This window comes from Paenalcaligenes hominis (genome assembly GCF_041359055.1).
Classification (GTDB): Bacteria; Pseudomonadota; Gammaproteobacteria; order Burkholderiales; family Burkholderiaceae_B; genus Paenalcaligenes; species Paenalcaligenes hominis_A.
In genome coordinates, this window is sequence record NZ_JBGJKZ010000001.1 from 183,865 (window position 1) to 209,699 (window position 25,835).

Sequence of the window (25,835 nt, forward strand, 5' to 3'; positions counted from 1 at the left end):
AGTCTATGCCCTAGGAATGTGTTGTGTTAGTTGCTATTTTGATTTTTGTTTTGACCTTGACCCTAGTGATCTGGCAGCCCCGTGGTTTGGGTATTGGCTGGAGCGCGTTAATCGGGGCAGCGGTGGCTCTTACTTTTGGGGTGGTGCAGTGGACGGATATTCCCGTGGTTTGGGGAATTGTTTGGAACGCCACCGCCACGTTTATCGCTGTTATTATCATTAGTTTGCTCTTGGATGAGGCCGGTTTTTTTGAATGGGCAGCACTTCATGTCGCTCGCTGGGGTGGGGGTAGTGGCATTAGGTTGTTTGCGTTAATTATTTTGTTAGGTGCTGCGGTTGCTGCTTTATTTGCTAATGATGGAGCCGCGTTAATTTTGACGCCTATTGTGATGGCGATGTTAATGGCAATGGGTTTTTCTGCGGCAGCAACATTGGCTTTTGTCATGGCCGCAGGTTTTATTGCAGATACGGCTAGTTTGCCATTGGTGGTGTCTAATTTGGTCAATATTGTCTCTGCGGACTACTTTTCTATTGGCTTTACGGACTATGCGGCAATTATGATGCCGGTTAATTTGGTGTCTGTCGTAGCTAGCCTGTGTGTGCTGGTTATGTTTTTCAAGCGAGATATTCCTGCTGCGTATAGTTTGACCCATTTATCAGAACCGCTGAAAGCGATTAAAGATCCAGTGACGTTTAAGGCGGGTTGGGTCGTTTTGATTTTATTACTTATCGGTTTTTTTGGATTAGAGCCTTTAGGTGTACCTGTTAGTGCCGTGGCAGCGATGGCAGCGGCATTGTTACTGGCGGTCGCTGCCCGTGGAAAGGTGATTAGCATAAATAAAGTCTTGCAAGGCGCACCCTGGCACATTGTTGTTTTTTCACTAGGTATGTACTTGGTTGTGTATGGCTTACGCAATGCCGGCTTAACGGATCACATTGCGTTGTTATTAAATAGATTTGCAGAAGGCGGTATATGGGGAGCAGCTATCGGTACAGGTGTGCTGTCTGCTTTGTTGTCGTCCGTTATGAATAATATGCCCACTGTTCTAACTACCGCGTTATCTATAGAGGCTTCCACGGCGACCGGTGCAGTGAAAGAGGCCATGGTGTATGCGAATGTGATTGGCAGTGATCTAGGGCCGAAATTTACCCCTATTGGCAGTCTGGCTACTTTGTTGTGGTTGCATGTGCTAGCAAAAAAAGGAACCACAATTAGTTGGGGGTATTACTTTAGAGTGGGGGTGGTTTTGACCACACCTGTCTTATTAATTACTTTGGTGGCACTAGCTCTACGTTTAGGTGCTTTTTCTTGAAGCAAAAAATCGCTTAGACATTTATGAAAGAGGATGCAAAATTGTTAAAAGATGAATTACCGAATATTGATGTAAAGCAATTAGAAGCCCCTGATTTAAATCGGCTATTTCCCAAAAAACACACATTACATTCACCTCGTATTGTGTTGCTTTACGGGTCTGTTCGAGAGCGTTCATACAGCCGTTTTGTAACGGAAGAAGCTGCTAAGATATTAAATAAGCTAGGCGCTGAGACTCGAGTTTTTGATCCTCGAGGTTTACCGCAGCCCGATGGGGCGACGGAAGATCACCCCAAGGTGAAAGAGTTACGAGATTTAGTGCTTTGGGCAGAGGGAATGGTGTGGACTTCCCCAGAGCGCCACGGGGCGATGACGAGTATTTTAAAGGCACAAATTGACTGGATTCCTTTGTCAATAGGCGCTGTACGGCCTACTCAAGGTAAAACTTTAGCGGTGATGCAAGTGTCGGGTGGCTCACAGTCCTTTAACGCCGTCAACCAAATGCGGGTTTTAGGACGTTGGATGCGGATGATTACCATTCCTAATCAGTCCTCTGTGGCTAAAGCGTATTTGGAGTTTGAAGAAGATGGCCGGATGAAACCGTCCTCGTACTATGATCGCATTGTGGATGTGATGGAAGAGCTTATGAAATTTACGTTACTGACTCGTGAATGCTCTGACTATTTAGTTGATCGCTATAGTGAAAGAAAGGAAAGCGCCGAGGAGCTGTCCAAGCGGGTGAATCAGCGTAGTATTTAGCTTCTATTCGCTTCGAGAGCGTTTTTCCTGAAATTGAATGGATTAGGTAGGTATGAATCAAAAAGAGGCGGTCAGTAAATTTGATGCCTTAGCTTCCGAGCTGAGACTTGATATTGTGAAGCTATTGGTGCAGTTTGGTGACGATGGTTTAGTGGCCGGAGAAATCAGCCTACAGTTGGCTATTCCTCCGACTAATCTATCTTTTCACCTAAAAACTCTGACACACGCTGGTCTTGTCTATGTAGAGCAAGAAGGGCGGTTTCAGCGCTATCGTGCTAATACTTCGGCATTGATGAGTTTAGTGGGATATTTAATGGAGAAGTGCTGCGACAAGCAAACTAAACCAAAAACCGAATTATGTTAGTTATTGAAAATAGACTAGCTAATTAACTAGTCGATAATAGAAAAAAATAGAGTTCCGAACTATTTTGTCCGTCTACAAGGGATGGTTCGCAGTCTGCTTTTAGAGGCGGCACCATTCATGGGCTCGCTAGGCAGTGCTCGCTTCACTTCGTTACGCTGCGTGCTGAGCCGCTCACCCAAGAATGCCTCCGTCCCTGGCTGATCTTGCCGCAGGTGCACAGCTAGTCATTTGTGTACATGCGGAGTCATATATTGTATCCATGTCGCATAAATTACACCGTTAATTGAGCCCTCCAGTGACAAAAGAAGGTGTGGCGGATTCACCCAACCTTTCTAGAGGGAAAATGCTTTAGGGTTTTAGTTGTCTACAGGCCCGTGGTTAATACGAGAGAGTGGTGCCTGAGTAGCTAAGAGTTTGACGTTGACATGGGGGAGGCCAAATTGTTTAAGACGAGCACTATGCATGAACAAGTACGCTTCCCGCTTCATTTACCTCTGAATTTTCTGTTCAAATCTTCCAAATTAGACATGGTTCGTGGCTAATAGACTGAGCGAGTTCTTGCATAGCAGGCGTCATTGCATCGCCCCAATGGTCTGAGTAGGGAAAATCGACGTAAAGAATATAGCTCACAGTGTGCTCCTTGTGGATGTATAGGTAATTTTATTATGGGTTCTTTGGGTTGAGTGCATGGCCGTTGCTCAAGGTTCAGGTATCTGTCTTGTAGATGGACGGTTTCTGCACGTAGCATATCGATTTCTTCTGGGGCCTTTTTCAAAGTGGTGAGTGTAAAGCTAGGAGTAGATAAAATGTGTTTTTACGCGCTATCGGCAAAAAGCATTTCCAGTAATTCTGTTGCCAACGCTTAGCTGTGGGTTGATACCTAAATTAAAGAGAGTGAATATTTATGCATAGCTTAGCTCTTGTAGAGCGAAGGTTCATTATTTATGTTCATATGATAGTCGTAAAGCGATGGGGTCGTACTTATTCGAAAAACCACTGTGTTTTTGGGGGTGGGTGATTATTAAACCTGCATATTTAACGTTGAACTGTTACATACGGCAATGGTCCTTATCGTTAATTTTAGGCTTGGGTATTATGCTTATCTAGCGCAGATTCACTACTAGTCTAAAATATGAAATAATGATTGATGGGGTTTTGGTTTTGTGCTGATCGCCTGGAGGGATGAGCGCTTTATGATCTTGTTAGACATAGATACTATGCTAGGTTGAAGCTTCTTAAAGAAGGAGATGGCCTTAAAGAGGCTGTATCAAAAGGGAGCTATGCACAGACGAGAAAATAGTTCATAGGTGATCAAACAGATATAGCTAGGATCATAGGGGGGCTGTGTGCTAGTAAGACCTCCTACTGCTTAAAAGCTATCCGAGCTATCGATAGACGATCAGCATTTATGTGAACCCCACTTTTTATTTTTATATTAGCTCTCAAAGAGGATGAACTCTTGGGTGGGAGAGCGTTTATTTAAAACCTTGTTGTATGACTAAAGGTTGAGGTTTCAAGAAGCAGTCCGTTGCGAACTGTAATTATAACGTGAGCCACTTATTCTAATAAAGGTTGTGAGCTAGGTTTTGCTTAAGATGGAATATGTAATTATTAAAGCATCTAGGATATCCGCTTTTACTCGTGTTACACGGAGTTTTTTATGGGGTTTGGATTTAAGAAAATTATTAATTTGAGTTAAGTGGTTAGTTTTGAATCTGCAAAGAGCAATATAAAAAATTTATTGTATATTTTAAGGTTTTATAAGTTAATCATTTTTTTAATTTTATTTAAATAATTAAGAAATGAAAAAAAATAGATATTTGATTGATTTGTTCTCTGGTTGTGGAGGACTATCGTATGGGTTTGAATTAGCTGGTTTTGAGTGTGTTTTAGGTGTTGATTTTGATGAGCCTGCTTTAAAAACTTTTGCTTATAATCACCCACATGCTGAAACCTTAAAATTAGACTTGTCTGAAAAAGAAAGCATTGATGAGATAGTTAATAAGCTAGGTAATAAAAAAATAGATTTGATTGTTGCTGGACCACCTTGTCAGGGGTTTTCATTAACAGGAACAAGGAATGAAAATGATAAAAGGAATAAGCTTTTTTATTCTGTTTTTGAGTTGTCTGAAATAATTAAGCCAAATTTTATTGTTATAGAGAACGTTCCGGGTATAGCTAATTTGTATGGAGGGAGGGCTAGACTAGCTATATTGAGCGAGTTTAAAAGACTTGGTTATACACTATCTGAAAAATTAATTTTTGCTCCTGATTATGGGGTTCCTCAAATAAGAAAAAGAATGTTTTTTGTGGGAGTATTAAATAGAGAGACGTTTGTTTTCCCTGAGCCTATTTTTTCTCCTGATGAGTATGTGACTTGCGAGCAAGCTATTAGTGACTTACCTCCTCTTCAAAAGGAGGTGGGGAAAGAGGTATCTAAATATAGCTCAGCACCTGAAAGTGACTATCAGGTCATGATGAGAGAAGGATCAAGTTTATTATTCAATCATGTAGGAACTAGACATACTGAACATGTGATTTCTGTTATTCGACAGGTACCGGAAGGGGGTAATCATAGGGATTTACCCCCTGGAGTAGGGGACTCTAGGAGATTTAATGAAGCCTGGACAAGATATCACAGTAAAAAACCATCAAAAACAATAGATACTGGACATAGAAATCACTTTCATTATAAATGGGATCGAGTGCCTACCGCTAGAGAGAATGCAAGGCTACAGTCTTTTCCAGACCGTTTTCGCTTTTTAGGAACAAAAACGCAGCAGTATAAACAAATTGGTAATGCTGTTCCACCACTACTAGGATTAGCTTTAGGTAAGAAGATTATGGATATGGGGTTATAGCCATGTTTAAAACGATAGATTTATTTGCAGGGTGTGGTGGCCTTACGGAAGGATTTAAAAGATCTAAAATTTTTGAAATAGTGGCAGGAGTTGAGTGGGATAAGGATGCTCTATTTACTTTGCGTAATCGATTGAGTAAAAAATGGTTTTACAAGGATGCGGAAAAGAGAATATTACATTTTGATATACAGCGTACCAATGATCTAGTGTCAGGTTATGATGATGAGCTGTATGGAAGCTCAGAAGGGTTTGATAAGCTAGTAAAAGATGAAAGTGTCGATGTCGTGATAGGGGGGCCTCCTTGCCAATCTTATTCTATAGCAGGAAGGATAAGAGATGAAAAAGGGATGCATGATGATTATAGGAATTTTTTATTTGAATCATATATAAAAATTGTGGATCGATATCGCCCAAGGGCTTGCATTTTTGAGAATGTTTTAGGCATGTTAAGTGCAAAACCGGGGGGTATTTCTATAACAGATAGGGTTAGAAAATCTTTTTTTGATATTGGTTACTATATAACGGATGATTTAAAAGCAGAGGCGGTTTTTGATACATCTGAATTCTTGGTTCCTCAAAAAAGAGTAAGGGTGATTATTGTTGCAATTGATATGAAAAGATATGCTGATTTTAAAGAAAGAGTAAATCTTTTCTATTCTAATCTTAATAGATATAAATCGGAAAAAGTTGTAACGGTATCTGAGGCTCTAGGAGGTCTTCCTGCTATTTTTCCGTTAGAGAGCCCTATGCCAAGATCTTCTCATTTTATTGATAAAGCAGGGGAGTTTGAAATTACAGCACATGAGCCTAGATATCATAATGAAAGGGATATTTCTATCTTTAAGTTGTTGGCTGAGGATATTCAGTCTGGAGGTTTTCAGTATGCGAGTTCTGATGCTCTAAAAGAGTTATACACGAAAAAAACAGGAAGAAAATCTTCTGTTCATAAATATCATGTTTTAAGATCAGACAAACCAAGTAATACAATACCAGCGCATTTATATAAAGATGGTCTAAGACATATACATCCGGATCCAAGTCAGGCTAGAAGTATCACTGTGCGAGAGGCTGCTCGATTGCAAACATTTGATGATGATTTTGAGTTTTTAGGATCGAGAGGGTCACAGTATAAAATGATAGGTAACGCTGTACCTCCTGTTTTTGCTGAAAAGATAGCCTTGTCTTTAGGAGGGATTTTATAATTAATTAGCTTCAGGAGAATAAATTGACACAATTGGTTTGGATTCATCGATTTAATGGGAATGAGCTAGGTCTTAGAGGGGCTGGGGCATTTTGTTTAGTTCCAGTAAAAGCAAGAGAAATATTTAAAATAGATAAAGACCAGGCTGAAGTAAAAGTATATTTGGACTCTTTGGGTAAATCTTTTGATCTGAGTTATACTATTCCTTTATCGAAAACTGAACATAGACTGTCATTATCTAAGTTAAGAACAATGATAGGTGATGAGGATTCTGGATCTTTAATTAGACCTGGCAGACTAGGTGTTTTTTTTAGAAAAGAGAATCGTATTCATTTTTTGCTAGAAGATGAGGGTGGGCCATGGGGATACCTTTTAGAAGAATTAAGAAAAAATAATAACAATAATATTGTTACGGAAATTGTACTTAGTAATGCTGAAGAGGAAGGGATTAGCAAAGCTAGCAAATTTGCCTTACCTAAACCCTTCCTCCTCCTAGCCGGTATCTCTGGCACAGGTAAAAGTCGTTTTGTCCGGGAACAAGCTAAAGCATGGGACGCTAGTTTAGAAACTTATTGTCTGGTGTCAGTGAGACCTGATTGGCATGAACCTAGCGATTTAATGGGGTACGTGTCTAGGTTAGGCCAACGACCGCAGTATGTGGCTACCGATGTGTTGCGTTTTATGGTGCGGGCTTGGCAAGAGGTGATTGAGTCTGTGAAGCGAGATGATCAAGGACGGCCAGTGCGTTGGCTAGGCCGAGATCTAGATCAGATTCGGCCTTTTTGGTTGTGTTTAGACGAAATGAACCTGGCTCCGGTAGAGCAGTATTTTGCTGATTATTTATCTGTATTGGAAACACGGAGTTGGACCTATGCTGAGCCGTCTGAGGCCACATCATATAGCTATAGTTGTGATCCTTTAATTAAAGGTTCGGTCTTCAGTTCATTGGATGTAGGTATGACTGATGACGACTTGAAGCCTTCTGATTTGTTGGCTCAAGATTTAGGCTTAAATCTTGAGCTGCCTTTGGATAAGGATATATGGGATTTGTTCTTGCAAGAGGGCATTGGTATTCCATTTAATCTTATCGTAGCAGGTACGGTGAATATGGATGAGACCACGCATGGGTTCTCCCGTAAGGTCATTGATCGAGCATTAAGTTTTGATTTTGGCGATTTTTTTCCTAATAATTTTGAGCAGTTTTTTGAACCTGCTGTTTTCAATAAAATTTTAACGTATCCGACTCAATCGCACGCCGACCGTTCTACTTTAAGTACAACCATAGACAGTGATGGCGCTCTTAGTATTCAGTTTTTAGGCAAAGTGAATGAGGTACTAAAAGGGACGCCATTTGAGTTGGCATATAGAGCCCTCAATGAATTGCTTTTGGCTGTGATGAGTGCTCAACCCAAGGATGAGGCCACATTGCAAGCAGTGTGGGATGATTTTTTAATGTGCAAAGTCTTGCCTCGTCTGGAAGGGGATATAGATAAGCTCGGTGGCGCTCATTCCTTATTAGAACAACTAGAAGAGGTGCTCCCTGTAGAGCTAGACTCCATATGGAGTCCTTCTACTGAGTCAGCAACACGTCCTGATTTATATCGTGAATATAAAGTCACAGACTCTGATTCTGTGATGACCTCGTCTGAAGTGCTCATAGCATGTCGTACTCGAGCTAAGCTAGGGTGGATGCGCAAGCGCCTAGAGAGCTCTGGATTTACGAGTTTTTGGCCCTAGCTTTGCCCATTAATTGTGAGAGCTTAAAGCAAACAAGGAGGTACGATGCCAGAGCTGTTGCGGTTACACACACCTGATTTTGAGTTGTCGGTGTGGGCTAATGACATTACTAAACAAACAGAAGGTTATCAATCCACACTAAATAAGCGAGGTATAGAGGCGCCCCAGCATGTATTGCGATTTAATCCACCTTTGGCGGAGGGGGTTTTTTGGGTAAGCACTCCTCCTTTATCACTAGAAAAGGGAGATGCGGAAAAGGTGACTTTGAAGGAGGCTTCTCATGTTTTACTGACACAGCCTCTTTTTTTTGAAAATACCTTATATCAGTTTGAATGGGTGTTTTTGCAACCAGTTAGCCATGCCTATTTAACGCATCGTAGCCGGGCGATTAACGAGGCGTTTAGGTTTGTTCCTAAACGTGGTGACACACCGGCACGTTTAATGGGGACCATTCAGACAGCAAATGACGTAGGTTGGCTCAGTTTACCTTTATGTTATGAGCTGAAGGGTCAAGCTCAAACCCAGAGCTTAGCTTTTGAGGTTTTGCCTATTAAGATGGCACTGCATCAAGATTTACCGGCGATGTATGAAACTATTGATCAGAGCTTTCCTTTGTGGCGTTTTAGTCTCATACAAAAAACAGCGCAAGAGGCACAGCGAGGTCGACGGCAAGGCTCTTTTCCCTTAATGTGGCTAGCTAATTTCACTGCATTACGTCAACGTTTTGAGCAGGGCTTAAAGGTGATTTGTGTTGCGCCACACAATCGCTTAGTGTCTTTTACAACTTCTACTAAGGCGGCAAGGCTTAAAGGACGTTTATCGCCTAAGCTCAGTGAGCGGGTTTTATTGGACTTGGCCAATGGGCTACATGAACGCCACTATGCGGTAGAGCAAAAACGTCTAAGTGTGAATACACCAGAAAACCGTTTTATTAAGATGGTGGTGACACAAAGTAAAAATCAACTTGCTAAATTTGAAGCAAAATTGCGCAGTCATAACGAGGCACCCCAAAATCAACGTTTTTCACAAGCATTTTTGAGTGAGCTGCATGCTTGGCAGCAACCTTTGCAAAAATTACTACGTCAAAGCTTTTTAACAGAGGTAGGGTCCTATACAGGGTCAAATCGAGAGTCCTTGGTGCTGCAGCAAAAAACAGGTTATAGCGCGGTCTATAGAGTTTGGCAGGAGCTGAAGTTTTATTTGGATGCGTTAGGTGGTCTGTCGACTATTTCGATGAAATCGGTAGCCGAAATTTATGAAATTTGGTGTTTTTTAGAAATTAAGCAGCTTTTAGAATACGAGCTAGGCTTTAGCATAATTCTCAGTCAAATGGCGAAGCTGTCGTTAAATAGTTTGTTTGAGTATCAGCTTGAAGATGGGTTTGCGGGTGCCTTTGAGTTTGAGCGCGCTGATGGCGTGAAGGCTAGGCTAGTGCATGAGCCAGTTTTTAGTAAACAGAGTAAGCCGATTCGCAGTTATTTGGTGAATCAAAAACCTGATATTGTTTTAGAGGTCACTTTGCCACCTACTGGTTTACAGGAGGCCAAACAGTTTATTTGGTTGTTTGATGCCAAATATAGGATGGAGGAAGGACGAAAGAGCCCTAATAGCTCAAAAGTAGATTTGGCTCCCGAAGATGCTTTGAATCAAATGCATCGCTATCGAGATGCTTTAATACACTTGGAAACCGAGAAGAGCAAGCAAAAAAGCCGTCCTATCTTTGGAGCTTTTGTTTTGTACCCAGGATTTTTTGATCAAGAGGCTAGTGAGAATCCTTATCAAGCTGATATTGCCGAGGTAGGTATAGGTGCTTTTGCGTTATTGCCCAGTTTGCAAAAAAATGAAGCGGGAAGCGATAAACACACGGGTCGATTATGGCTAGCACGGTTTTTAGATGAGCAGATGGGCAGGAAGAAGGATGGGGGGTTGTATGAGTCACCGGAAATTGCTGAGCGCATTTACGTGCAGGAAGCCGCTCGTATTCCTGCCTATGGCATGAAGCAAAGTTTATATCCTGATTTGCTTATGATGGCAGCTTTAGGGAAAGAAGAGGATCGTGATCCCGCTTATTTCGATAAGTTTAGACAAGGGCTAGCACAATGGTATCACATGCCCAAGAAGACGTTTAATGACAGATTCAAGCATGGCGTAGTGACTGAGATTCGTTATTTAGGCTTGGCATTTGCAGAGAATAAAAATTCAGATGATAAGCAAATCACAAAAGTTTGGCCTGTTAAACAGGTTAAGTTGGTCGCTCGTCATGAAATTAGCGTACTGCAGTCAGGAAAAGAGTCTACTCACGATGAGCTTTATTATCTGTTTAAATTAGGTAAGCCGCTAGCTTTATCACAGCCTATTTGTAATGTTACTGTGAGCCCAATGACGAGCTCTATGATTCTAACGACATTGTCTAGGATAGAAAATGTGAGCTGCTTTAGCAAGGTAGAGACGGTATATATAGGAGCAGATTATGCTTCCTTGTAGGGTTGAGCGATGCTCGCGGCAAAGGATTGTCGAAGGCTTGGTCTTCTTCTACAAATAAATCTAGACCGGTGTGTAGTCACCATCTTTAAGAATTATTTTGTAATTAAGATCAGAAAAAGGGCTCCTGATGTAGGAGCACCCCTATGGGGCGCTCCCACCCCATTTAATGCTCATGACAAATCATGACTTTGCAGTAGGGGGAGTTCGATTTAAGTGTTTCAAATAATGCGGGCAAGGTGTGTAAAGAGGTGCGTTTATTAATAAAAATGTCTATTAAAACGGGCATAGCGGTTAGCATATCTAATGTTGATTCATATTCTTGCTGGTTAAAAAAGACGGCGGTTTGAATGCGCAGTTCTTTGGATAGGGCCTCAAAAGGGATAAAGCTGTCAGGTTTTGTGCATAGGCCTAGAATAAGCAAGGTGCCTTGGGGGCGTAATAGGGGGATGGCTTGTGCAATGAGGCCGGGGACGCCAGCGCAGTCAAACACAATATCAGCCCCTTGGTTGCCAAGCTTGGCAGCAGTGGTTTCTGTAGGCAATTGCGGGGCACAAACGAAATGGTTGGCGCCTAGTTCCAACGCTTGGTTTGCGCGCTCTGGTTTGATGTCTTCTACGATGATTTTTCTGGCACCAAAGCGGCGAGCCCAAAATACGACGGCTAAACCGATTGGCCCAGCACCGTAGACAATAATGTCTTGCCCCGGCTGAAGGCCTGATTTTCTAACGCCGTGCAAAGCAATAGCCAGAGGTTCTACCAAAGCTCCCGTCTCAAAGTCGGTCTCAGCGGGCAAGGGGATGCAAAGGCGGGCTGCGACGGCGGCAAATTCGCCATAACCGCCGCCCATTAGCGCCATTTCCGAGCACCAGGCGGGATTACGGGCCAGGCATTGAGCACAGTGGCCGCAACTGTGATAAGGCATAACCGCCACCTGTTGCCCTATTTTTAGATGGGTGACGTCTTTACCTAGAGCGATGATCTCTCCTGCAAACTCGTGGCCTAATACGCTACCGGGCTGCAGGTTAAAGGTGGGGTCTTCGGTCATGTGTAAATCCGAGCCACAGATACCGCAGCGTTTGACGGCTAGAATGACTTCATCGCTAGCAGGAGTGGGGGCAGGGATTTTCTCTATCCGCAATGGCTTGCCGAAGCCTTCAAAAATAGCTGCTTGCATCATAGAATACTCCCCAAAGACATGCCGCCATCAATGACCAAGTGAGCCCCTGTCATGTAATCAGAGGCATCAGAGGCAAGATACAGCGCAAGTGGTTTAATTTGCTTAGGCTCTGCCACACGACCTAAGGGGACCTTAGAGTCCCAGGCTTCGCGGGCTTGGGGATTGCTCTTAAGCCAACCGCCCCCAATGTTTGTGACAAAAGGACCAGGGGCAATAGCATTGACCCGAATATTGAACTCGGCAAGCTCTAGGGCCAATTGACGTACCATATGAGCGAGGCCAGCTTTGGCTGGCATATAGGGTAGACCGACGATGGGCCCACACATTACGGCTGCATTCGATGAGGTCACTATAATCGAGCCACCTTTACCCGTGCTTTTCATGCAGCAAACGGCCTGGCGTATGGTGTTATAGGGGCCAGTTAAGTTGACCTGAATGCTTTTATCCCAGGTTTCTGGGTCGTAGGTGTCGACTTGTCCTTGCTCGTTCCTATAGCCTTCGGGGTTCCAGAAACCCTGTCCGGTATCAATTCCAGCATTAGCAAACACAATATCTAGTCCGCCATAGCGGTGTAGATGGTCATCAAAAACTTGCTGTGTTTGATGGCGATCAGTGATATCGAGTACTGCCCAGCGCACTTGCCAACCGTTTTGTAAGAGCCTTTGGCTTTCTTGGACCAACGCTGCTTCGTTAATGTCAGTTAAGGTTACGCTAGCACCTGCCTCAGCGAGTGCTTCCGCATAGGCCAGCCCCAGCCCCGAGGCTGCACCGGTCACAAGTGCTGTACGACCTTTAATAGAAAACATATCTAGAAAAGACATAGGAGTGCTTAAATCCATAGTTTTTTATTGATAGGAAGGCCGTGTTTTTCGCAATAACTTTGGTAGTGATCAATGAACCAAAACACATCCAGTGTTTCTAAAAAATTACCTTCAGAGTCATAAAATTCATTGGCACCCTGCATCCAAAATAAGGCTTTCATACCGTCAGGGTGGTCAGTAACTAAAGTATGAGCAGTACCGGGTAATTCCGTGATGAAGTCGCCTGGTTCACAGACCCAGTCGTACTCTAGGTAGCGGAAGCTACCCTCTAGCCCAATCGCCCAAACCATTCCACGGTGCTTATGGGTACCAATCATGCCAGGGGACTTAATCCACAAGATATTACAGTACACGTTGTTGCGTACATCAAAGGCCAAGTGGCGGATGGCAGCATTGTCGCCAAAAGGAATCCAAGGGCTTTCTTCTTCTGATCGGTTGATGTAACTGCCTTCTACGCCCCATTCAGCGATACGGTGTGGTAAGGACTCGGGGACTTGCACGATACGGTAGTCATTATCTTTGTCTTTTTTGGTTGTTGCAGTAGCAGCTTTACTCATGATTTGCTCCAGTTTAGTCATTGTTGTGTAGTTAAAAGTAAGTCTGTGTTTAAGCAGTTTGCGTGAGGGTCTTGAGGCGAGATGGTGCGGTTTCCCGTAGACCACATGCACAGAGGCTAGCGAGAAGAGCTAAGGCAAACATTAGCCAAAGCGCGGATTGCAAACCAAATTGGTCGGCTAACATGCCCGTTAAAAAGGGTGAGAGCACGCCACCTATTAGCTCACCTGCCCCCATACTCAGTCCTAAGGCGGTTGCTACTAATCGAGGGTCTACACTTTCAGAGGGAACGGTGGCCATAAAGAGTGGCAATGTGCCGTTAAAGCCCCAGCCAAAGAAGAAAATAATGGCTAATACCCAAACAGAACCAGTAAAGTAGAGAGCCCCGAGTGGCAAGATCACTCCAATTAAGGGCATGAGAATTAAAAGAGGGCGTCGTCCAAAGCGATCTGATAGGCCTGTGATGATAAAACTACCCAATGTGGCAGAGACCCCTAGAGTGCCCATTAACCACCCCATGCTGGTTGGAGACACCCCTTTTACTTGGGTTAGGTAGAGAGGCATAAACACCCAGCAAACGACGAGGTAGGACACAAGCAAGATGCTAAGAGCAACGCATATTTGTACGTTACGGTCTTTTAAAACGCTAAATACGCTAACAGAAGCGGTTTCTTTTTGTGATTTTTCTAAAGAGGCTGGCTCGTCCAAGTAAAACCACATGAGTGCGGCACACACTAGGCCTGGGATACCAGCAAGAAAAAAGGCTTCACGCCAACCAAAGTAGCTAGCAAAAGAGACGAGTAGTACAGGAGCGACAAAAGATCCCAGTAGGTTTGAGCCAAAGTTTTGTGTAATGCCTTGGGCTAAGCCTCGACGTTCTGCTGGTACTTCAGAAGCCACCATGGCATGACTAATTGGTAGAACGCCACCCTCCGCGACACCCATGAGTAGTCGTGTTGCTAACAGAAAGGCAAAAGAGCTGGCTAAACCGCTGAGAAATGAGCATAACGAAAAAGCAATGGTCGAAAGAACGAGTAGCAGTTTTCTTTTGCCTAGACTGTCAGAAAGCTTGCCTACGACTAGGGCTGAGATAGCCCAGCTAAAGGAGAGTGCGCTGACTAAGATCCCGACCTGAGTATGGCTAATTCCCAATTCAGGTTGGATGAATGGCATTAAAAAGCTAACGGCATTTCGGTCGAAGAAAACAATACCGAAATTTAAGCTAAGTAAGGCAATGAGGGTGTACTGATAGCGTCCGAACCGATGAGGTTCGGTATCAACTAGTGTTGCTGCTGTATCCGATACGGTTGTCATACATGTCTCCTACTTTTTTGATTATTACCTCGATTTTATTAAGTGCTGTTATTTGGTTCTTGGATAAAAACGAGGCCTATAGGTATAGGAGCGCAAAACATATAGGGTCTTGACGGAGTGTGCGGAAAGCGTTCCTTGAGTAAGCTATTTTAAGTATCAATGAGTAGGTGTTTTAGGGAGGCGGCCCTAAGCATAAACAGGCAGAACCCCATGACCCTGTTCATAAACGACTAGAAAAATAGGGGAATTACAAGGAGACCTTGATGCAGCAAATTGAGCAGTTCTCTACATTTCAAATTCAACCCCAAAAACGCCTAGCTTTTTGGAACTCTCTGTGTGATAGCACGTTATCGGGAACTCGAATTGATAGTGCTTCAGCAGGATTTAGGGCAGAAATGCTTCGTTGGAATGTAGGACCTTTGGTGTTGCTTAGACCGCGCTCAGATGCCTCGCGAGTCCAACGTAAACAAAACTGTGCTCAATCATCACAGCGATTAATTTTGCATTTTTTAAATCGAGGTATGGGGGGGATTAAGCATAAGGGGAGCGAGGCCATGTTAAATACGGGTAACTTTGTTATAAGCTCGCCCTATATAGGCTATGACTTATCATTATCCCAAGATCATGAGCTATTGGTGGTGGAAATGCCTTTAGAACCGTTACGGCATCGCCTTGCGGATCTTGATGAGGCATTAGAAAAACCAATTCCTAGTGCAATGAGTGCAAAAATATTGCAAGAGTTTCTCTTGTCTATGTGGCGGCACGGTGAGTATGCAGAAAATTTACCGGGTTGGGCAGAGGAAGTGACAGAAGTGTTTTTTGACCTGTTAGCTATGGCTATGCGTTATTCTGATGGCGCTGCTGCAACGCTATCCCAGAACACACAGCGACTAAGCTTACGTCGTGCAAAGACATTTGTGGCAAATAACTTTACTGACCCTTCGCTGAATACACAAAGCATTGCAGAGTATTTACATGTTTCTGTAAGAACAGTTCAACATCTTTTTTCTTTAGAGTCGACGACGCCCTCTGCCTATATTTTAGAAAGTCGTTTAAGTCGAGCTGCTGACCGATTAAAAACCGAGCCTACGTCGAGCGTGACCCAAATTGCTTATGAAATGGGCTTTCAGGATAGTGCTTATTTTAGTCGATGCTTTCGTCGTCAGTTTGGTTTAGCGCCGCGGGATTGGCGTAAGTGAGTATGAGCTTTGGCTAGGTTGCTCAGCTAACTAAGCCTACTGCGCTTTTACACGTGTTTAAAGAAGCAAAGAATGACTTGGGGTTTACTCATGCGGCACACATTGCGCCGTTAATTGATCAGTATTTGGAAAAATAAAATGGCCATTCTTGATTTAGCAACGTTATTAGAAAATTTACAGCCGGTCTTAGACCCCAAGGAGTATGTTTTTTGTACGGTGAATGGCGATTTAAATAATTATCTTAGCCTTGAGCCTTTGGCGATCTTTGTCGAGGAGGAAGGCTTGACCCTGATTTTAGCTAAGCCTCAGGCACAAAGCCTAGGCGCTTGCACTGAGTCTACGTTTAAACGAATTACATTATCTGTTTATTCAAGTTTAGAGGCGGTTGGGTTAACGGCTGTAGTAGCTGGGGCGTTAGCCAAAGAAGGTATTAGTGCAAATGTTATTGCAGCGTATCACCATGATCATGTGTTTGTGCCTATGAATAAAGCTGATGAGGCAATGCAAATAATAAGCACATTAAGCAATGCCTCATTTTCTCTGCATTTCCTAGGCGATTAGTTCAATGCTAGCTGGTCCAGTAGTTGTTTTAATTTTTCTCTTGCGTTTTTTCTAGGGTTTTTAAAGGCAGAGGAGGGCTAGGTGATGTTGTAAACCCTAAGATTTCTGCTGCAGTAGCAATGGTCCGCAAGCTACCATACTGCGTAAAAAAAGACCATAAACCATCTAGTTGTTGGGATAGTTGTACTGTTAATGCGGTGTTTCCTGTTTGTGCAGCCCGCGTAATGGTCAAAGCTGTTTGGGGAAATAGCCCTACTGTAACGGAGTACCACGTATCACACCCTGCATGCAATGCTGTTGCTGCAAATGGATCACCGCTAATTCCTAGACTGACATGAGCAGGAATTTTAGAGCGTAGTGCTGCAATGCGATGTTTGGCTGCTGTTAGATCGGTGGGTACAGGAGGAATTTTAATGGAGCTTACCTGAGATAGCTAGGCAATTTTCCCTAGCAGTTCATCGGTAAAAGAAAAATGCGTCGTTCTAGGGTTGTCATAAACACATAAGGGTATGGATAGCTCGGCATTAACCAACTTGTACAAATTAAAAACCTCTGACTTAGTGAGCTCTTGATAAGAAACGGGGGCTAAAAGTACAGCGCTTGCCCCGGCCCGTTGTGCGTCTTCGGCGAATAGTAAAACGTCTTTAACACGTAATGAGCCTATTCCTACTATCACAGGTATGGTTTCTGCTTTTTCTATGGTCCATGCGGTAACTTTGGCTCGTTCTGCCCGGCTGAGGTACATATAATTCCCTGTAGAGCCTAAGGTACAAATAGAGTTTACGGCGTTGGCTGCTAACCGTTGGATTAATGTCTTATAAGCGACCTCATCTATCTGCACTTTATTCATTGGTGTTAAGGGAAACACACTTAATCCTGTTAGCATTTGTAGACTCCATATTAGATCTAGTTTTAGAAGTTTTTTGCCGAGTTTATTCATTCATTAGCTGAGCATGGCCGACTAGTTAGGTCGGGGCAAGCGTTTCAAGTTGAAAAAATAGAGAAGCCATACGTATTAGCATTTCTAAATTAGAAAAAGAGCAAGCCGTTCTTTTCGCTAAACATCTTAAAGAAAGCATTAATGATTAATTCCTTGCTTGAAAGTGCTGTAAAAACAGCAGATGAGCTTGAGTTGTTTTCTTAGTAATAGCTACCAAAGAATCATCAGAAAAAAGCAGATGGAGTAAAATAAAGATGAAATACTCTGCGAAGCCAACGGTTGTGCTGTGGCTTTTATAAGGAAAAAGCTTTAGTAGTACACCGTTCATTTATTTACTTGGCTATCAAGGATGGGAGCCAACTATGAATAACACACAGACTGCGTTTTTAAAAGACTTGCTTGCTAATGGGAAAATAGATAAAAAAGATATAGATATCGTAGAAAAAGCCATTGGTTTTGGCTATGAGATGTTATCGGTCGAGCAGCAAACCCAAGTACAAAAGTACATCGGTCAGGGCCATTTGGAAAGTAGACCTAGCCAGACCAAAGCGTCCGTTGAAGATAATTTAGCACTGTTTGATTTGCTTGGGGGCAAGATGCAATGCAGTGCTTGTGAGGATGAAGATAACTACGTAAAAGAAAGAATAGAAAAGCAAAACAATAATAAAACGGATTAGTTTAATTACTATTTAAATATGGAAAATTGAGAAATAGCCTTATTTATTAAATAGTATGTGCTTCTTTAAAAAACTAGATGCTATGTACGTTTTTTCTTATTAAAAAGCCCAGTTCATATCACTGGGCTTTTTGTGTTTTAAGACCTAGACCTAACGGTGCTGAGTTTTTAAAAATAGCTGTAAAAAAGTTGCAGCCAATAATAAGGCTCCCGCATACAACCAATACAAATGGCTAACGGACCAGTTGGCCTCCAATAAATGTCCTGCTACGACAGGGGAGGCCATGCCGCCTAAGCGTGCAAAAGCAAGCACCATGCCTACACCAGAGCTGCGGGTAGCTGCTTCAAAGCTTTGTGGGGTAGTGGCATAAAGTCCGGCAATGGAACCATTAATTAAAAAACCAATGGCAATCCCTAACGCAATGGCTGCAGGCAGTGACCAACCGGTGGCTGGAATGACGGCACACAAGGCAAAGACGCCTAATATCATCAACGATTGGGCCACGCGTTGCAAATGCCAGCGACTAGCTAATAAGCCTAAAGCCAAAGCGCCCAGCATACCGCCCACATGCAGCAGTACGCCACCGGCTACACCTTTATCGGCAGAAAGACCTGCTTGTTCAAGCAGTTTGGGTGTCCAACTGGTCACAAAGTAAAAGCTAAACATCAACGCAAAAAAACTACCGCCCAGTAGCCACGTGCGTAAAGCGCCGGGGGCCCACAATAGCTGAAGAGCTTGTAAAGCGTTGGGCTTAGCGCTGGGAGCAGGGTTTGCAGAAATGGATAAGTGGCCGTGCCCTAGGCGCTTGAGTAGAAGTTGGGCGCGCTGTTTATCGTTGTGATGGCGTCCTTGTAGCAGTTGATCAAGGGATTCAGGTAGGCCAATTGCAATCAAAAGTGCAGTGATCCACGTTAAGATGCCGCCCCAGACAAATACGTCTTGCCAAGCATTATTTTTTAATAAGTAGGCTGCCATCATGCCGCCTAAGGTGGCACCTAGTGCAAAACCAACGGATTGCAAACCAATAGCCAGTGCGCGCCATTTGGCATTGGCGTATTCGCTGGTGAGTACGTTGGCGTTCACAATGCTACAGCCAATTCCTATCCCAGTTAAAAAGCGTAATACGCCCAGTGTCCATGGGTCATTAATCCACTCAGTAGCCACCATAAACGCCCCGGCTGCTGCCAGACTTGCTAATACCATAGGGCGACGACCCCATCGGTCAGATAATGGGGCTAAAAACACAGAACCCACGGTCATACCAATAATACCTGCTGACAGCAGCCAGCCGAGTACTACGTTATTTAGGCCCCAGTCTTTGGTAACGGCAGAGGCGGTGAACGCCATTACCAATACATCAATGCCATCGATGGCATTAATTAAAAAACATAAAACAATGGCGCGCCATTGCAAAGCGCCCATGGAGGCAGCATCTAAATGCTGACGTAAAGTTAAAGGAGAAGGGGTGGTCGAAGAGCTCATGACAAAGCACGGCTAATGCCGTATAAAACGATCTGGCGTTGAAAAAGGGTAAAAAAAGAGCTCCTAAGAGCTCTCTGGTGTAGCTAACAGGTGTAAATCGTAGAGATTTAGTTGTTGGGTGCGCCCCAAACCTCGTTAGCGATTTCTACAACAAAACGTAGCTTGGCGTCTTGCTCGTCTTCAGTGATGTTGTTGCCTTCTTCGGTAGAAGAGAAGCCACACTGTGGGCTGAGACAAATTTGCTCTAGGGGTACGTATTGTGAGGCTTCCTGAATACGGGCTTTAATTAAGTCTTTGTCTTCGAGTTCACCGGTTTTAGTGGTGACTAAACCCAATACAACTTGTTGATGACCTGGTTTTATAAAACGCAAAGGACGGAAGTCGCCAGAGCGATCGTTGTCATACTCTAAGAAGAAAGCATCTACATTTACTGTGCCAAATAGCAATTCGGCAACAGGCTCGTAACCACCAGAAGAAATCCAAGTGGAGCGGAAATTGCCACGACATACATGTAGGCCGATAACGAGGTCATCAGGCTTGCCTTCGAGAATGCGGTTTAAGACATTGGCGTAGGTTTTAGCGAGCACATCGGGATCATCGCCGCGATCACGCACAATTTGTTTTTGTTCTTCGGAGCAGAGGTAGGCCCATACGGTGTCATCCAACTGTAGATAGCGGCAACCTGCCTTATAGAAAGCAGCCAGAGCATCACGATAAGTTTGAACTAAATCGTCGAAAAACTCGTTTAAATCGGGGTAAACGTCGGGGCTAACTACATTGCGGCCACCACGGAAATGCAAAACGCTGGGACTAGGGATAGTCATTTTAGGTGTGGCTCCGGACTCGAGTGACTTTAAGAACTCGAAGTCTTTGAGCATGGGGTGATCACCAAATTTAACTTTACCTATTACACGCACGTTGTGTGATTTGGTTTGTACGCCAGAGAATTGAATGCCTTCTTCGGTATCGTAACGCTCTACGCCCTCGAGTCCATCAAAAAAGTCAAAGTGCCACCAAGTGCGACGGAACTCGCCATCGGTAACAACGTGTAGGCCGCAACTGCACTGATTATGTACGCTGTGACGAATGGCCTTGTCTTCTTCTTCACGTAACCCACTGGCAGATAGCTCGCCTTTTTCAAAGGCTTGACGTGCTTGCTTTAAAGCGGCTGGACGTAAATAGCTGCCCACCACATCGGCACGGAAAGGGGGCAAGGATCGGAATAAAGACATGTAATACCTCTAAAAAACGTCCTCATGCTTCAGCATGAGTGAAAAAATCAATAGATGAATAATAGGCTTTTTAAGCGCTAAATGATAACGATAGTTTTTCAATTTAATATGAATTTAATTCATGTTAAATGTTTTTTACACTTGACCGCGCTTTGCTTTATTTTAGAAGTGTTTTGTGATGGGTAAAGGAGCTTGCCTTAAAGCGTAGGATTTGACCCACAGCTAGAGAGGATGGTGTTTAAAAATGCATCCTTATCACATTTAGCTAAGATGAGTAGATAAAGCACTTAGTAAGTCTGACCGGATCTTAGTCATTACCCTCATAGTTAGAGGTTCTCATTCTTCTATGGCGTGGTGCGATTAGAATGGATTTTGCAGGATGTAGAGACTAAGCAGGGGAAAGTGAAGTAGTGATTGATTTGTTAAGTGATAGTGTCTAAACGGATGTAATCGGGATAAAGCTTACAAATATTAGTTATGTGAGACAGTGTTTCAGAGAGATGGTGTCTTAACGCTTGTTCTGCTTGTGGAATATCATTGTTTTTTATTGCTTGAACGATAGCTTCATGCTCTTTAATGATTCGTTCTCCTTTTCCTGTTTCCGGTAAATGTAGGCGTCGTAATCTATCGAGATGACCATTAGAGCTTTGTTGTAATTGCCATAACTCTTCTACATTAACCGCACGGTGCATTTGCTGGTGGAACAGTTTGTCAGTTTTGCTCAGGGTATCCCAGTCATTTCGCTCTAAAGCTTTTTTCTGCAAAGCAATACTATCTTCGAGTTCATAAATTTGTTGTTCTGTGTGTTGTTGAGCTAATGTTCTTACTACCTCTAGCTCTATAGAACGGCGTAGAAAATGGGCTTGCTTAGCTTTTCTAATGTCAATTTTACTTACTGTAGTGGCATGTTGAGGGTAAATATCGACCAGACCTTCAGCACTTAGGCTAAGTAAAGCATCTCGAATAGGCGTTAAGCTTACTCCAAAACACTCTGATAGTTCAGCTCTAGAGAGTACAGTCTGTGGAACAAGCTGCAAATTTAAAATGTGATTTCTGAGAATTTCACTAATCTGAGGAGCAGCGTGGCGAGATCGATCTAGCTCTACGGGTGACAATATAAATTGAGTTTGGCTCATTTTACTTCCAATCGCTATTAATCATTTCTTAGTAGTTTACCCTCATTTTATATTTTTTAATATAGTAATATATTAGTGTTTCAGTTCGGCCAGATATCACAATAGGAGTAAGAAATGACGGAAGAGCGACGTCCTTTACGTAGTGAAAGATGGATGGGGAAAGATGATTTGCGTTCCTTTGGACATCGTTCGCGCATGATGCAAATGGGGTATGACCCCGTAGATTGGAGTGGAAGGCCCATTATTGCCATTATCAATACTTGGTCGGATCTCAATCCTTGCCATGCACACTTTAAGCAACGCGTTGAGGATGTGAAACGAGGGGTTTTACAAGCGGGAGGGTTTCCGGTGGAACTACCGGCCATTTCGGTGTCCGAATCTTTCGTAAAGCCGACCACTATGTTGTATAGAAACTTTCTTGCTATGGAAACCGAAGAGTTAATCCGAAGTCATCCGATAGATGGGGCGGTGTTAATGGGGGGGTGCGATAAAACGACTCCAGGTCTATTAATGGGGGCTATTAGCGCTGACATACCTTCTATTTTTATTCCAGCTGGTCCGATGTTAAGAGGAAACTGGAAAGGTCAGACCTTAGGCTCAGGCTCGGATGCTTGGCGTTTGTGGGATGAGCGTCAAGCTGGTCACCTCAGCCAAACACAGTGGTTGGAAGTTGAGACGGGAATTGCGCGTAGTCATGGTACGTGTATGACGATGGGTACCGCAAGCACAATGACTTCGATTGCGGAAGTTTTAGGCATGTGTTTGTCAGGAGCCTCATCCATTCCTGCTCCTGATGCTAATCACCCCCGGATGGCCGCGGCTAGTGGCCGCAGAATTGTCGAGATGGTGAAAGAGGATTTAAAACCAAGTGACATACTCTCGGCTGAGTCCTTTCAGAATGCTGTAAAGGTAGCGATGGCATTGGGTTGCTCAACAAATGCAGTAGTGCATTTATTAGCGATGGCACATCGTTGCAGCATACCGCTGGATTTAAGTGATTTTGACCAAGCAAGTCGGGAGATTCCTGTTATTGCAAATATTAGGCCCAGTGGCACCACCTATTTAATGGAAGATTTTTATTATGCCGGTGGATTACCTGCATTAATTAAACGCTTACATGAGAAGCTATTTTTAGCTGCAAAAAATGTAGAAGGTAAGGATTTGGGTACCGTAACAGCAGAAGCCGAAGTGTATAACGATGATGTGATCAGGCCATTGAATAAGCCTTTATATCATGAAGGAGCTTTAGCTGTACTGCGTGGAAACCTAGCGCCTAATGGGTGTGTGATCAAACCGAGCGCAGCTGAATCTAGACTACATAAGCATACAGGTCCTGCCCTTGTTTTTGATGATTACCCCACATTGTTGGCTGCCGTTGAGAATGAGGATCTAGATGTTACTGCAGACCACATTTTGATATTAAGAAATGCCGGTCCACAAGGTGGGCCGGGTATGCCCGAATGGGGCATGTTGCCTATTCCTAAAAAATTATTAAAAGAAGGCATACGCGATATGTTGCGCTTGTCTGATGCACGGATGAGTGGGACTAGTTATGGCAGTTGCATTTTGCATGTTTCTCCCGAGTCGCATATAGGCGGACCTTTAGCTTTCGTCAAAACAGGCGATGTTATTTCGGTGGATGTAGCTAATCGTTCTATTCATTTACATGTAAGTGAGCAAGAGCTTCTCGAACGCAAGAGTCACTGGCAACAGCCTACGCCAAAATATGAGCGAGGTTATGGCTGGGTGTATTTGAAACATATTGAACAAGCACATTTAGGTTGTGATTTTGATTTTCTAAAACCAGATTTTGGTGCGGCAGTGGCTGAGCCAGATATTTTTTGAGGGGAAGTTATGAGCGAGTTTACTGAGGAAATAAAAGCCAAGTTGATGCAAGTTAGTACAGCTACATTATGTACTGCTTTATTTAAGCGGGGTCTACGTAATCAGTACATACAAAATGTGTATCCACTCAACTCTGATTTACCTAACATGGTAGGCCCTGCGTATACCCTGCGATATATACCAGCGCGTGAAGATCGTAATGGGTTAGAGGTATTTAAACGACCTGATCACCCGCAACGGGTCGCTGTTGAGGAGTGCCCAGTAGGAGCTGTGCTTGTTATGGATAGTCGTAAAGATGCCCGAGTTGCTTCGGCAGGGTCAATCTTAATCCAGCGTTTAGCTCAGAGAGGGGTTGTGGGAGTGGTGACTGATGGAGGGTTTCGAGACTCACCTGAAATAGCTAATTTTACTATACCCGCTTATCATTCACGCCCTTCAGCTCCGACCAATTTAGGTTTTAACGAGGCCATTGATTTGAATGTGCCTATCGCATGTGGTGATGTAGCCGTCTTTCCCGGTGATATTTTAGTGGGCGATGCCGAAGGAGTGGTTGTTATTCCTTCAGCTTTAGTGGCAGAGATCGCTCAAGAGTGTATAGAAATGACTTCCTTTGAAGATTTTGTAATGGAAGAGGTCAAAAAGGGTGCTGCGGTGATTGGCTTGTATCCACCCACTAACCCTGAGTCACAACGTAAATATGAAGCATGGAAAGCAACAAGAAAGGGTACGCAATGACAGCAACGAACTATATAGATGGTGCCTGGGTAGCAGGTACAGAGACGATTAAAAGTATAAATCCCTCCAATTGGAATGATTGTGTTGGAGAGTTTTCTTTAGCAACACGGAATGATGTAGAGCAAGCTGGAGCGGCTGCTGCCAAAGCATTTTTACTGTGGTCACGAACAGGGGTGCAGGCTCGTCATGACATATTGAAAAAAGTGGGCGATCTTATCCTAGAAAAGGTTAATGAGCTTGGAGACTTGTTAGCCCGAGAAGAGGGTAAAACGAAAGCAGAAGGGATAGGAGAGGTCACTAGGGCTGCCCAGATTTTCCATTTTTTTGCTGGAGAGTGCTTGCGTCTAAACGGGGAAATTTTGCCATCAACTCGTTCCGATCTAACCGTTGAGATAACTAGAGAACCAATAGGTGTAGTGGGTTTAATTACCCCGTGGAATTTTCCTATTGCTATTCCTGCATGGAAAATAGCACCCGCTTTGGCTTATGGAAACTGTGTGGTCTTTAAACCTTCTGAAGAAGTACCTGCCTTGGCCTACCAACTCGTCCGTATTTTAGAACAGGCAGGGTTACCAGCTGGGGTGGTTAATCTAGTGATGGGTACAGGCAGTGAGGTAGGGCAAGCACTGGTTGAGAGTAGACATATCCAGGCGATTAGCTTTACAGGGTCACGAGCTATAGGACAGCGCATAGGAGAGCAGTGTGTTGAGCTAGGGAAGAAGTTTCAACTGGAGATGGGTGGGAAAAACCCATTAATCGTGTTGGATGATGCGGATGTGGATAATGCCGTGGAGTGTGCAATTAACGGCGCGTTTTATTCGACTGGACAGCGTTGTACTGCTTCGTCACGCTTGATTGTGACAGAAGGAATTTACGATTTGTTTTTGTCTAAGCTTACCGAGCGAATGAGAGCGCTTGTAATAGGTGATGCAAGAGACAGCCATACTCATGTTGGACCTTTGGCTAATAAAGCACAGCTTAATAAAACTAAAGAGTATCTAGCTTTAGGGCAAAAGGAGGGCGCTCATTTGGTTCAAGGGGGCGAGGATTTAAGTGAGGAGCTACAGGGGTATTTTATCCGTCCAATCTTATTCGAAAATGTAACGTCTTCTATGCGTATCGCTCAAGAAGAAGTATTTGGACCGTTTGCAACGTTACATAAAGTGGCTGATTTTGAAGAGGCTTTAACACTGGCGAATGCAACTGATTTTGGCTTGGCTGCTGGTATATGTACAAGCAGTCTTTATTATGCGCAGGAGTTTAAACGACGAAGTGAAGTGGGCATGGTCATGGTGAATGTGCCAACTGCTGGGGTCGATTATCACGTTCCGTTTGGTGGACGTAAAGGCTCTAGTTATGGCCCAAGAGAACAAGGCCGTTATGCTGCAGAGTTTTATACAACAGTAAAAACCGCTTATATCAAAGCACTTTAATATCATCTGG

The 25,835-nt window shown here is 43.6% G+C and carries 22 protein-coding genes and 1 pseudogene; 13 read left to right on the forward strand and 10 right to left on the reverse strand.

Annotated features, from left to right (window positions below):
• Window positions 1-23 precede the first annotated feature (23 nt).
• The 3 genes from ACBP46_RS00875 to ACBP46_RS00885 are packed head-to-tail and all read left to right on the forward strand — an operon-like array spanning window position 24 to window position 2,435.
• Window positions 24-1,313: an arsenic transporter gene (locus ACBP46_RS00875; protein ID WP_371014853.1), complete on the forward strand. Its 1,290-nt coding sequence runs from the start codon at window positions 24-26 to the stop codon at window positions 1,311-1,313.
• A 23-nt stretch (window positions 1,314-1,336) separates the two neighbouring features.
• Window positions 1,337-2,071, forward strand: coding sequence for an arsenical resistance protein ArsH (gene arsH, locus ACBP46_RS00880; protein WP_371014854.1), 735 nt, complete (start codon window positions 1,337-1,339; stop codon window positions 2,069-2,071).
• Window positions 2,072-2,123: 52 nt separating this feature from the next.
• On the forward strand, window positions 2,124-2,435 hold the full coding sequence (locus ACBP46_RS00885; protein WP_167661293.1) for an ArsR/SmtB family transcription factor: 312 nt from the start codon (window positions 2,124-2,126) through the stop codon (window positions 2,433-2,435).
• 356 nt (window positions 2,436-2,791) lie between these two features.
• Here ACBP46_RS00885 and ACBP46_RS00890 read toward each other — a convergent pair whose 3' ends face one another.
• Window positions 2,792-2,923: a YdhR family protein gene (locus tag ACBP46_RS00890; RefSeq protein ID WP_371014855.1), complete on the reverse strand. Its 132-nt coding sequence runs from the start codon at window positions 2,921-2,923 to the stop codon at window positions 2,792-2,794.
• 19 nt (window positions 2,924-2,942) lie between these two features.
• Window positions 2,943-3,065 carry a YdhR family protein gene (locus ACBP46_RS00895; protein WP_268235111.1) on the reverse strand — a complete coding sequence of 41 codons (123 nt, stop codon included), beginning with the start codon at window positions 3,063-3,065 and terminating at the stop codon, window positions 2,943-2,945.
• A 1,172-nt stretch (window positions 3,066-4,237) separates the two neighbouring features.
• Here ACBP46_RS00895 and ACBP46_RS00900 point away from each other — a divergent pair.
• The 4 genes from ACBP46_RS00900 to ACBP46_RS00915 all read left to right on the forward strand — a co-directional run bounded on the left by ACBP46_RS00900 (window position 4,238) and on the right by ACBP46_RS00915 (window position 10,718).
• Window positions 4,238-5,296: a DNA cytosine methyltransferase gene (locus tag ACBP46_RS00900; protein WP_371014856.1), complete on the forward strand. Its 1,059-nt coding sequence runs from the start codon at window positions 4,238-4,240 to the stop codon at window positions 5,294-5,296.
• 2 nt (window positions 5,297-5,298) lie between these two features.
• On the forward strand, window positions 5,299-6,498 hold the full coding sequence (locus ACBP46_RS00905) for a DNA cytosine methyltransferase (protein ID WP_371014857.1): 1,200 nt from the start codon (window positions 5,299-5,301) through the stop codon (window positions 6,496-6,498).
• 626 nt (window positions 6,499-7,124) lie between these two features.
• Entirely contained in the window at window positions 7,125-8,234 is a 1,110-nt protein-coding gene (locus ACBP46_RS00910) for a hypothetical protein (RefSeq protein WP_371014858.1), read from the forward strand.
• Window positions 8,235-8,279: 45 nt separating this feature from the next.
• Window positions 8,280-10,718, forward strand: coding sequence for a DUF2357 domain-containing protein (locus tag ACBP46_RS00915; RefSeq protein ID WP_371014859.1), 2,439 nt, complete (start codon window positions 8,280-8,282; stop codon window positions 10,716-10,718).
• 163 nt (window positions 10,719-10,881) lie between these two features.
• Here ACBP46_RS00915 and ACBP46_RS00920 read toward each other — a convergent pair whose 3' ends face one another.
• The 4 genes from ACBP46_RS00920 to ACBP46_RS00935 are packed head-to-tail and all read right to left on the reverse strand — an operon-like array spanning window position 10,882 to window position 14,585.
• Window positions 10,882-11,895 carry a zinc-dependent alcohol dehydrogenase gene (locus tag ACBP46_RS00920; RefSeq protein WP_371014860.1) on the reverse strand — a complete coding sequence of 338 codons (1,014 nt, stop codon included), beginning with the start codon at window positions 11,893-11,895 and terminating at the stop codon, window positions 10,882-10,884.
• On the reverse strand, window positions 11,892-12,716 hold the full coding sequence (locus tag ACBP46_RS00925; protein WP_371014861.1) for an SDR family NAD(P)-dependent oxidoreductase: 825 nt from the start codon (window positions 12,714-12,716) through the stop codon (window positions 11,892-11,894). Before ACBP46_RS00925 ends, ACBP46_RS00920 begins: the two co-directional genes overlap by 4 nt.
• A gap of 8 nt (window positions 12,717-12,724) precedes the next feature.
• A complete protein-coding gene (locus tag ACBP46_RS00930) occupies window positions 12,725-13,273 on the reverse strand; it encodes a 2,4'-dihydroxyacetophenone dioxygenase family protein (protein WP_167661289.1) in 549 nt (182 codons plus the stop codon).
• Window positions 13,274-13,322: 49 nt separating this feature from the next.
• On the reverse strand, window positions 13,323-14,585 hold the full coding sequence (locus ACBP46_RS00935; protein ID WP_371014862.1) for an MFS transporter: 1,263 nt from the start codon (window positions 14,583-14,585) through the stop codon (window positions 13,323-13,325).
• A 263-nt stretch (window positions 14,586-14,848) separates the two neighbouring features.
• Between ACBP46_RS00935 and ACBP46_RS00940 the strand changes: the two genes are divergently transcribed.
• The gene (locus tag ACBP46_RS00940) at window positions 14,849-15,784 is read left to right on the forward strand and encodes an AraC family transcriptional regulator (RefSeq protein WP_371014863.1); all 936 of its coding nucleotides are present in this window, start codon (window positions 14,849-14,851) and stop codon (window positions 15,782-15,784) included.
• Window positions 15,785-15,922: 138 nt separating this feature from the next.
• Complete coding sequence (locus ACBP46_RS00945; RefSeq protein ID WP_371014864.1) at window positions 15,923-16,345, forward strand: ACT domain-containing protein; 423 nt, start codon at window positions 15,923-15,925, stop codon at window positions 16,343-16,345.
• Between the two features lie 28 nt (window positions 16,346-16,373).
• On the opposite strand, the pseudogene ACBP46_RS00950 reads toward ACBP46_RS00945, so the two are convergent.
• Window positions 16,374-17,285 (reverse strand): annotated as a pseudogene (locus ACBP46_RS00950) (dihydrodipicolinate synthase family protein).
• A gap of 362 nt (window positions 17,286-17,647) precedes the next feature.
• Between ACBP46_RS00950 and ACBP46_RS00955 the strand changes: the two are divergent.
• Complete coding sequence (locus ACBP46_RS00955; RefSeq protein WP_371014865.1) at window positions 17,648-17,962, forward strand: hypothetical protein; 315 nt, start codon at window positions 17,648-17,650, stop codon at window positions 17,960-17,962.
• Window positions 17,963-18,112: 150 nt separating this feature from the next.
• Here ACBP46_RS00955 and ACBP46_RS00960 read toward each other — a convergent pair whose 3' ends face one another.
• The 3 genes from ACBP46_RS00960 to ACBP46_RS00970 all read right to left on the reverse strand — a co-directional run bounded on the left by ACBP46_RS00960 (window position 18,113) and on the right by ACBP46_RS00970 (window position 21,812).
• Window positions 18,113-19,444 carry an MFS transporter gene (locus ACBP46_RS00960; RefSeq protein WP_371014866.1) on the reverse strand — a complete coding sequence of 444 codons (1,332 nt, stop codon included), beginning with the start codon at window positions 19,442-19,444 and terminating at the stop codon, window positions 18,113-18,115.
• A 107-nt stretch (window positions 19,445-19,551) separates the two neighbouring features.
• Window positions 19,552-20,676, reverse strand: coding sequence for a cobalamin-independent methionine synthase II family protein (locus tag ACBP46_RS00965; RefSeq protein ID WP_371014867.1), 1,125 nt, complete (start codon window positions 20,674-20,676; stop codon window positions 19,552-19,554).
• A gap of 422 nt (window positions 20,677-21,098) precedes the next feature.
• Window positions 21,099-21,812 carry a GntR family transcriptional regulator gene (locus ACBP46_RS00970; RefSeq protein ID WP_371014868.1) on the reverse strand — a complete coding sequence of 238 codons (714 nt, stop codon included), beginning with the start codon at window positions 21,810-21,812 and terminating at the stop codon, window positions 21,099-21,101.
• A 114-nt stretch (window positions 21,813-21,926) separates the two neighbouring features.
• Between ACBP46_RS00970 and araD the strand changes: the two genes are divergently transcribed.
• The 3 genes from araD to ACBP46_RS00985 are packed head-to-tail and all read left to right on the forward strand — an operon-like array spanning window position 21,927 to window position 25,825.
• Window positions 21,927-23,657, forward strand: coding sequence for an L-arabinonate dehydratase (gene araD / locus ACBP46_RS00975; RefSeq protein ID WP_371014869.1), 1,731 nt, complete (start codon window positions 21,927-21,929; stop codon window positions 23,655-23,657).
• Window positions 23,658-23,666: 9 nt separating this feature from the next.
• The gene (locus tag ACBP46_RS00980; RefSeq protein ID WP_371014870.1) at window positions 23,667-24,392 is read left to right on the forward strand and encodes a ribonuclease activity regulator RraA; all 726 of its coding nucleotides are present in this window, start codon (window positions 23,667-23,669) and stop codon (window positions 24,390-24,392) included.
• Complete coding sequence (locus tag ACBP46_RS00985) at window positions 24,389-25,825, forward strand: aldehyde dehydrogenase family protein (protein ID WP_371014871.1); 1,437 nt, start codon at window positions 24,389-24,391, stop codon at window positions 25,823-25,825. Before ACBP46_RS00980 ends, ACBP46_RS00985 begins: the two co-directional genes overlap by 4 nt.
• The last annotated feature ends 10 nt before the right edge of the window (window positions 25,826-25,835 follow it).

Bases quoted from the DNA above. Each gene is read 5' to 3' on its own strand.
- ACBP46_RS00970 (WP_371014868.1), bottom strand. From the start codon at position 21,812: ATGAGCCAAACTCAATTTATATTGTCACCCGTAGAGCTAGATCGATCT.
- ACBP46_RS00980 (WP_371014870.1), top strand. From the start codon at position 23,667: ATGAGCGAGTTTACTGAGGAAATAAAAGCCAAGTTGATGCAAGTTAGT.
- ACBP46_RS00960 (WP_371014866.1), bottom strand. From the start codon at position 19,444: ATGAGCTCTTCGACCACCCCTTCTCCTTTAACTTTACGTCAGCATTTA.
- ACBP46_RS00920 (WP_371014860.1), bottom strand. From the start codon at position 11,895: ATGATGCAAGCAGCTATTTTTGAAGGCTTCGGCAAGCCATTGCGGATA.
- ACBP46_RS00915 (WP_371014859.1), top strand. From the start codon at position 8,280: ATGCCAGAGCTGTTGCGGTTACACACACCTGATTTTGAGTTGTCGGTG.
- ACBP46_RS00925 (WP_371014861.1), bottom strand. From the start codon at position 12,716: ATGTCTTTTCTAGATATGTTTTCTATTAAAGGTCGTACAGCACTTGTG.
- arsH (WP_371014854.1), top strand. From the start codon at position 1,337: ATGAAAGAGGATGCAAAATTGTTAAAAGATGAATTACCGAATATTGAT.
- ACBP46_RS00955 (WP_371014865.1), top strand. From the start codon at position 17,648: ATGAATAACACACAGACTGCGTTTTTAAAAGACTTGCTTGCTAATGGG.
- araD (WP_371014869.1), top strand. From the start codon at position 21,927: ATGACGGAAGAGCGACGTCCTTTACGTAGTGAAAGATGGATGGGGAAA.
- ACBP46_RS00900 (WP_371014856.1), top strand. From the start codon at position 4,238: ATGAAAAAAAATAGATATTTGATTGATTTGTTCTCTGGTTGTGGAGGA.
- ACBP46_RS00930 (WP_167661289.1), bottom strand. From the start codon at position 13,273: ATGAGTAAAGCTGCTACTGCAACAACCAAAAAAGACAAAGATAATGAC.
- ACBP46_RS00965 (WP_371014867.1), bottom strand. From the start codon at position 20,676: ATGTCTTTATTCCGATCCTTGCCCCCTTTCCGTGCCGATGTGGTGGGC.
- ACBP46_RS00940 (WP_371014863.1), top strand. From the start codon at position 14,849: ATGCAGCAAATTGAGCAGTTCTCTACATTTCAAATTCAACCCCAAAAA.
- ACBP46_RS00985 (WP_371014871.1), top strand. From the start codon at position 24,389: ATGACAGCAACGAACTATATAGATGGTGCCTGGGTAGCAGGTACAGAG.
- ACBP46_RS00890 (WP_371014855.1), bottom strand. From the start codon at position 2,923: ATGAAGCGGGAAGCGTACTTGTTCATGCATAGTGCTCGTCTTAAACAA.
- ACBP46_RS00945 (WP_371014864.1), top strand. From the start codon at position 15,923: ATGGCCATTCTTGATTTAGCAACGTTATTAGAAAATTTACAGCCGGTC.
- ACBP46_RS00905 (WP_371014857.1), top strand. From the start codon at position 5,299: ATGTTTAAAACGATAGATTTATTTGCAGGGTGTGGTGGCCTTACGGAA.
- ACBP46_RS00885 (WP_167661293.1), top strand. From the start codon at position 2,124: ATGAATCAAAAAGAGGCGGTCAGTAAATTTGATGCCTTAGCTTCCGAG.
- ACBP46_RS00935 (WP_371014862.1), bottom strand. From the start codon at position 14,585: ATGACAACCGTATCGGATACAGCAGCAACACTAGTTGATACCGAACCT.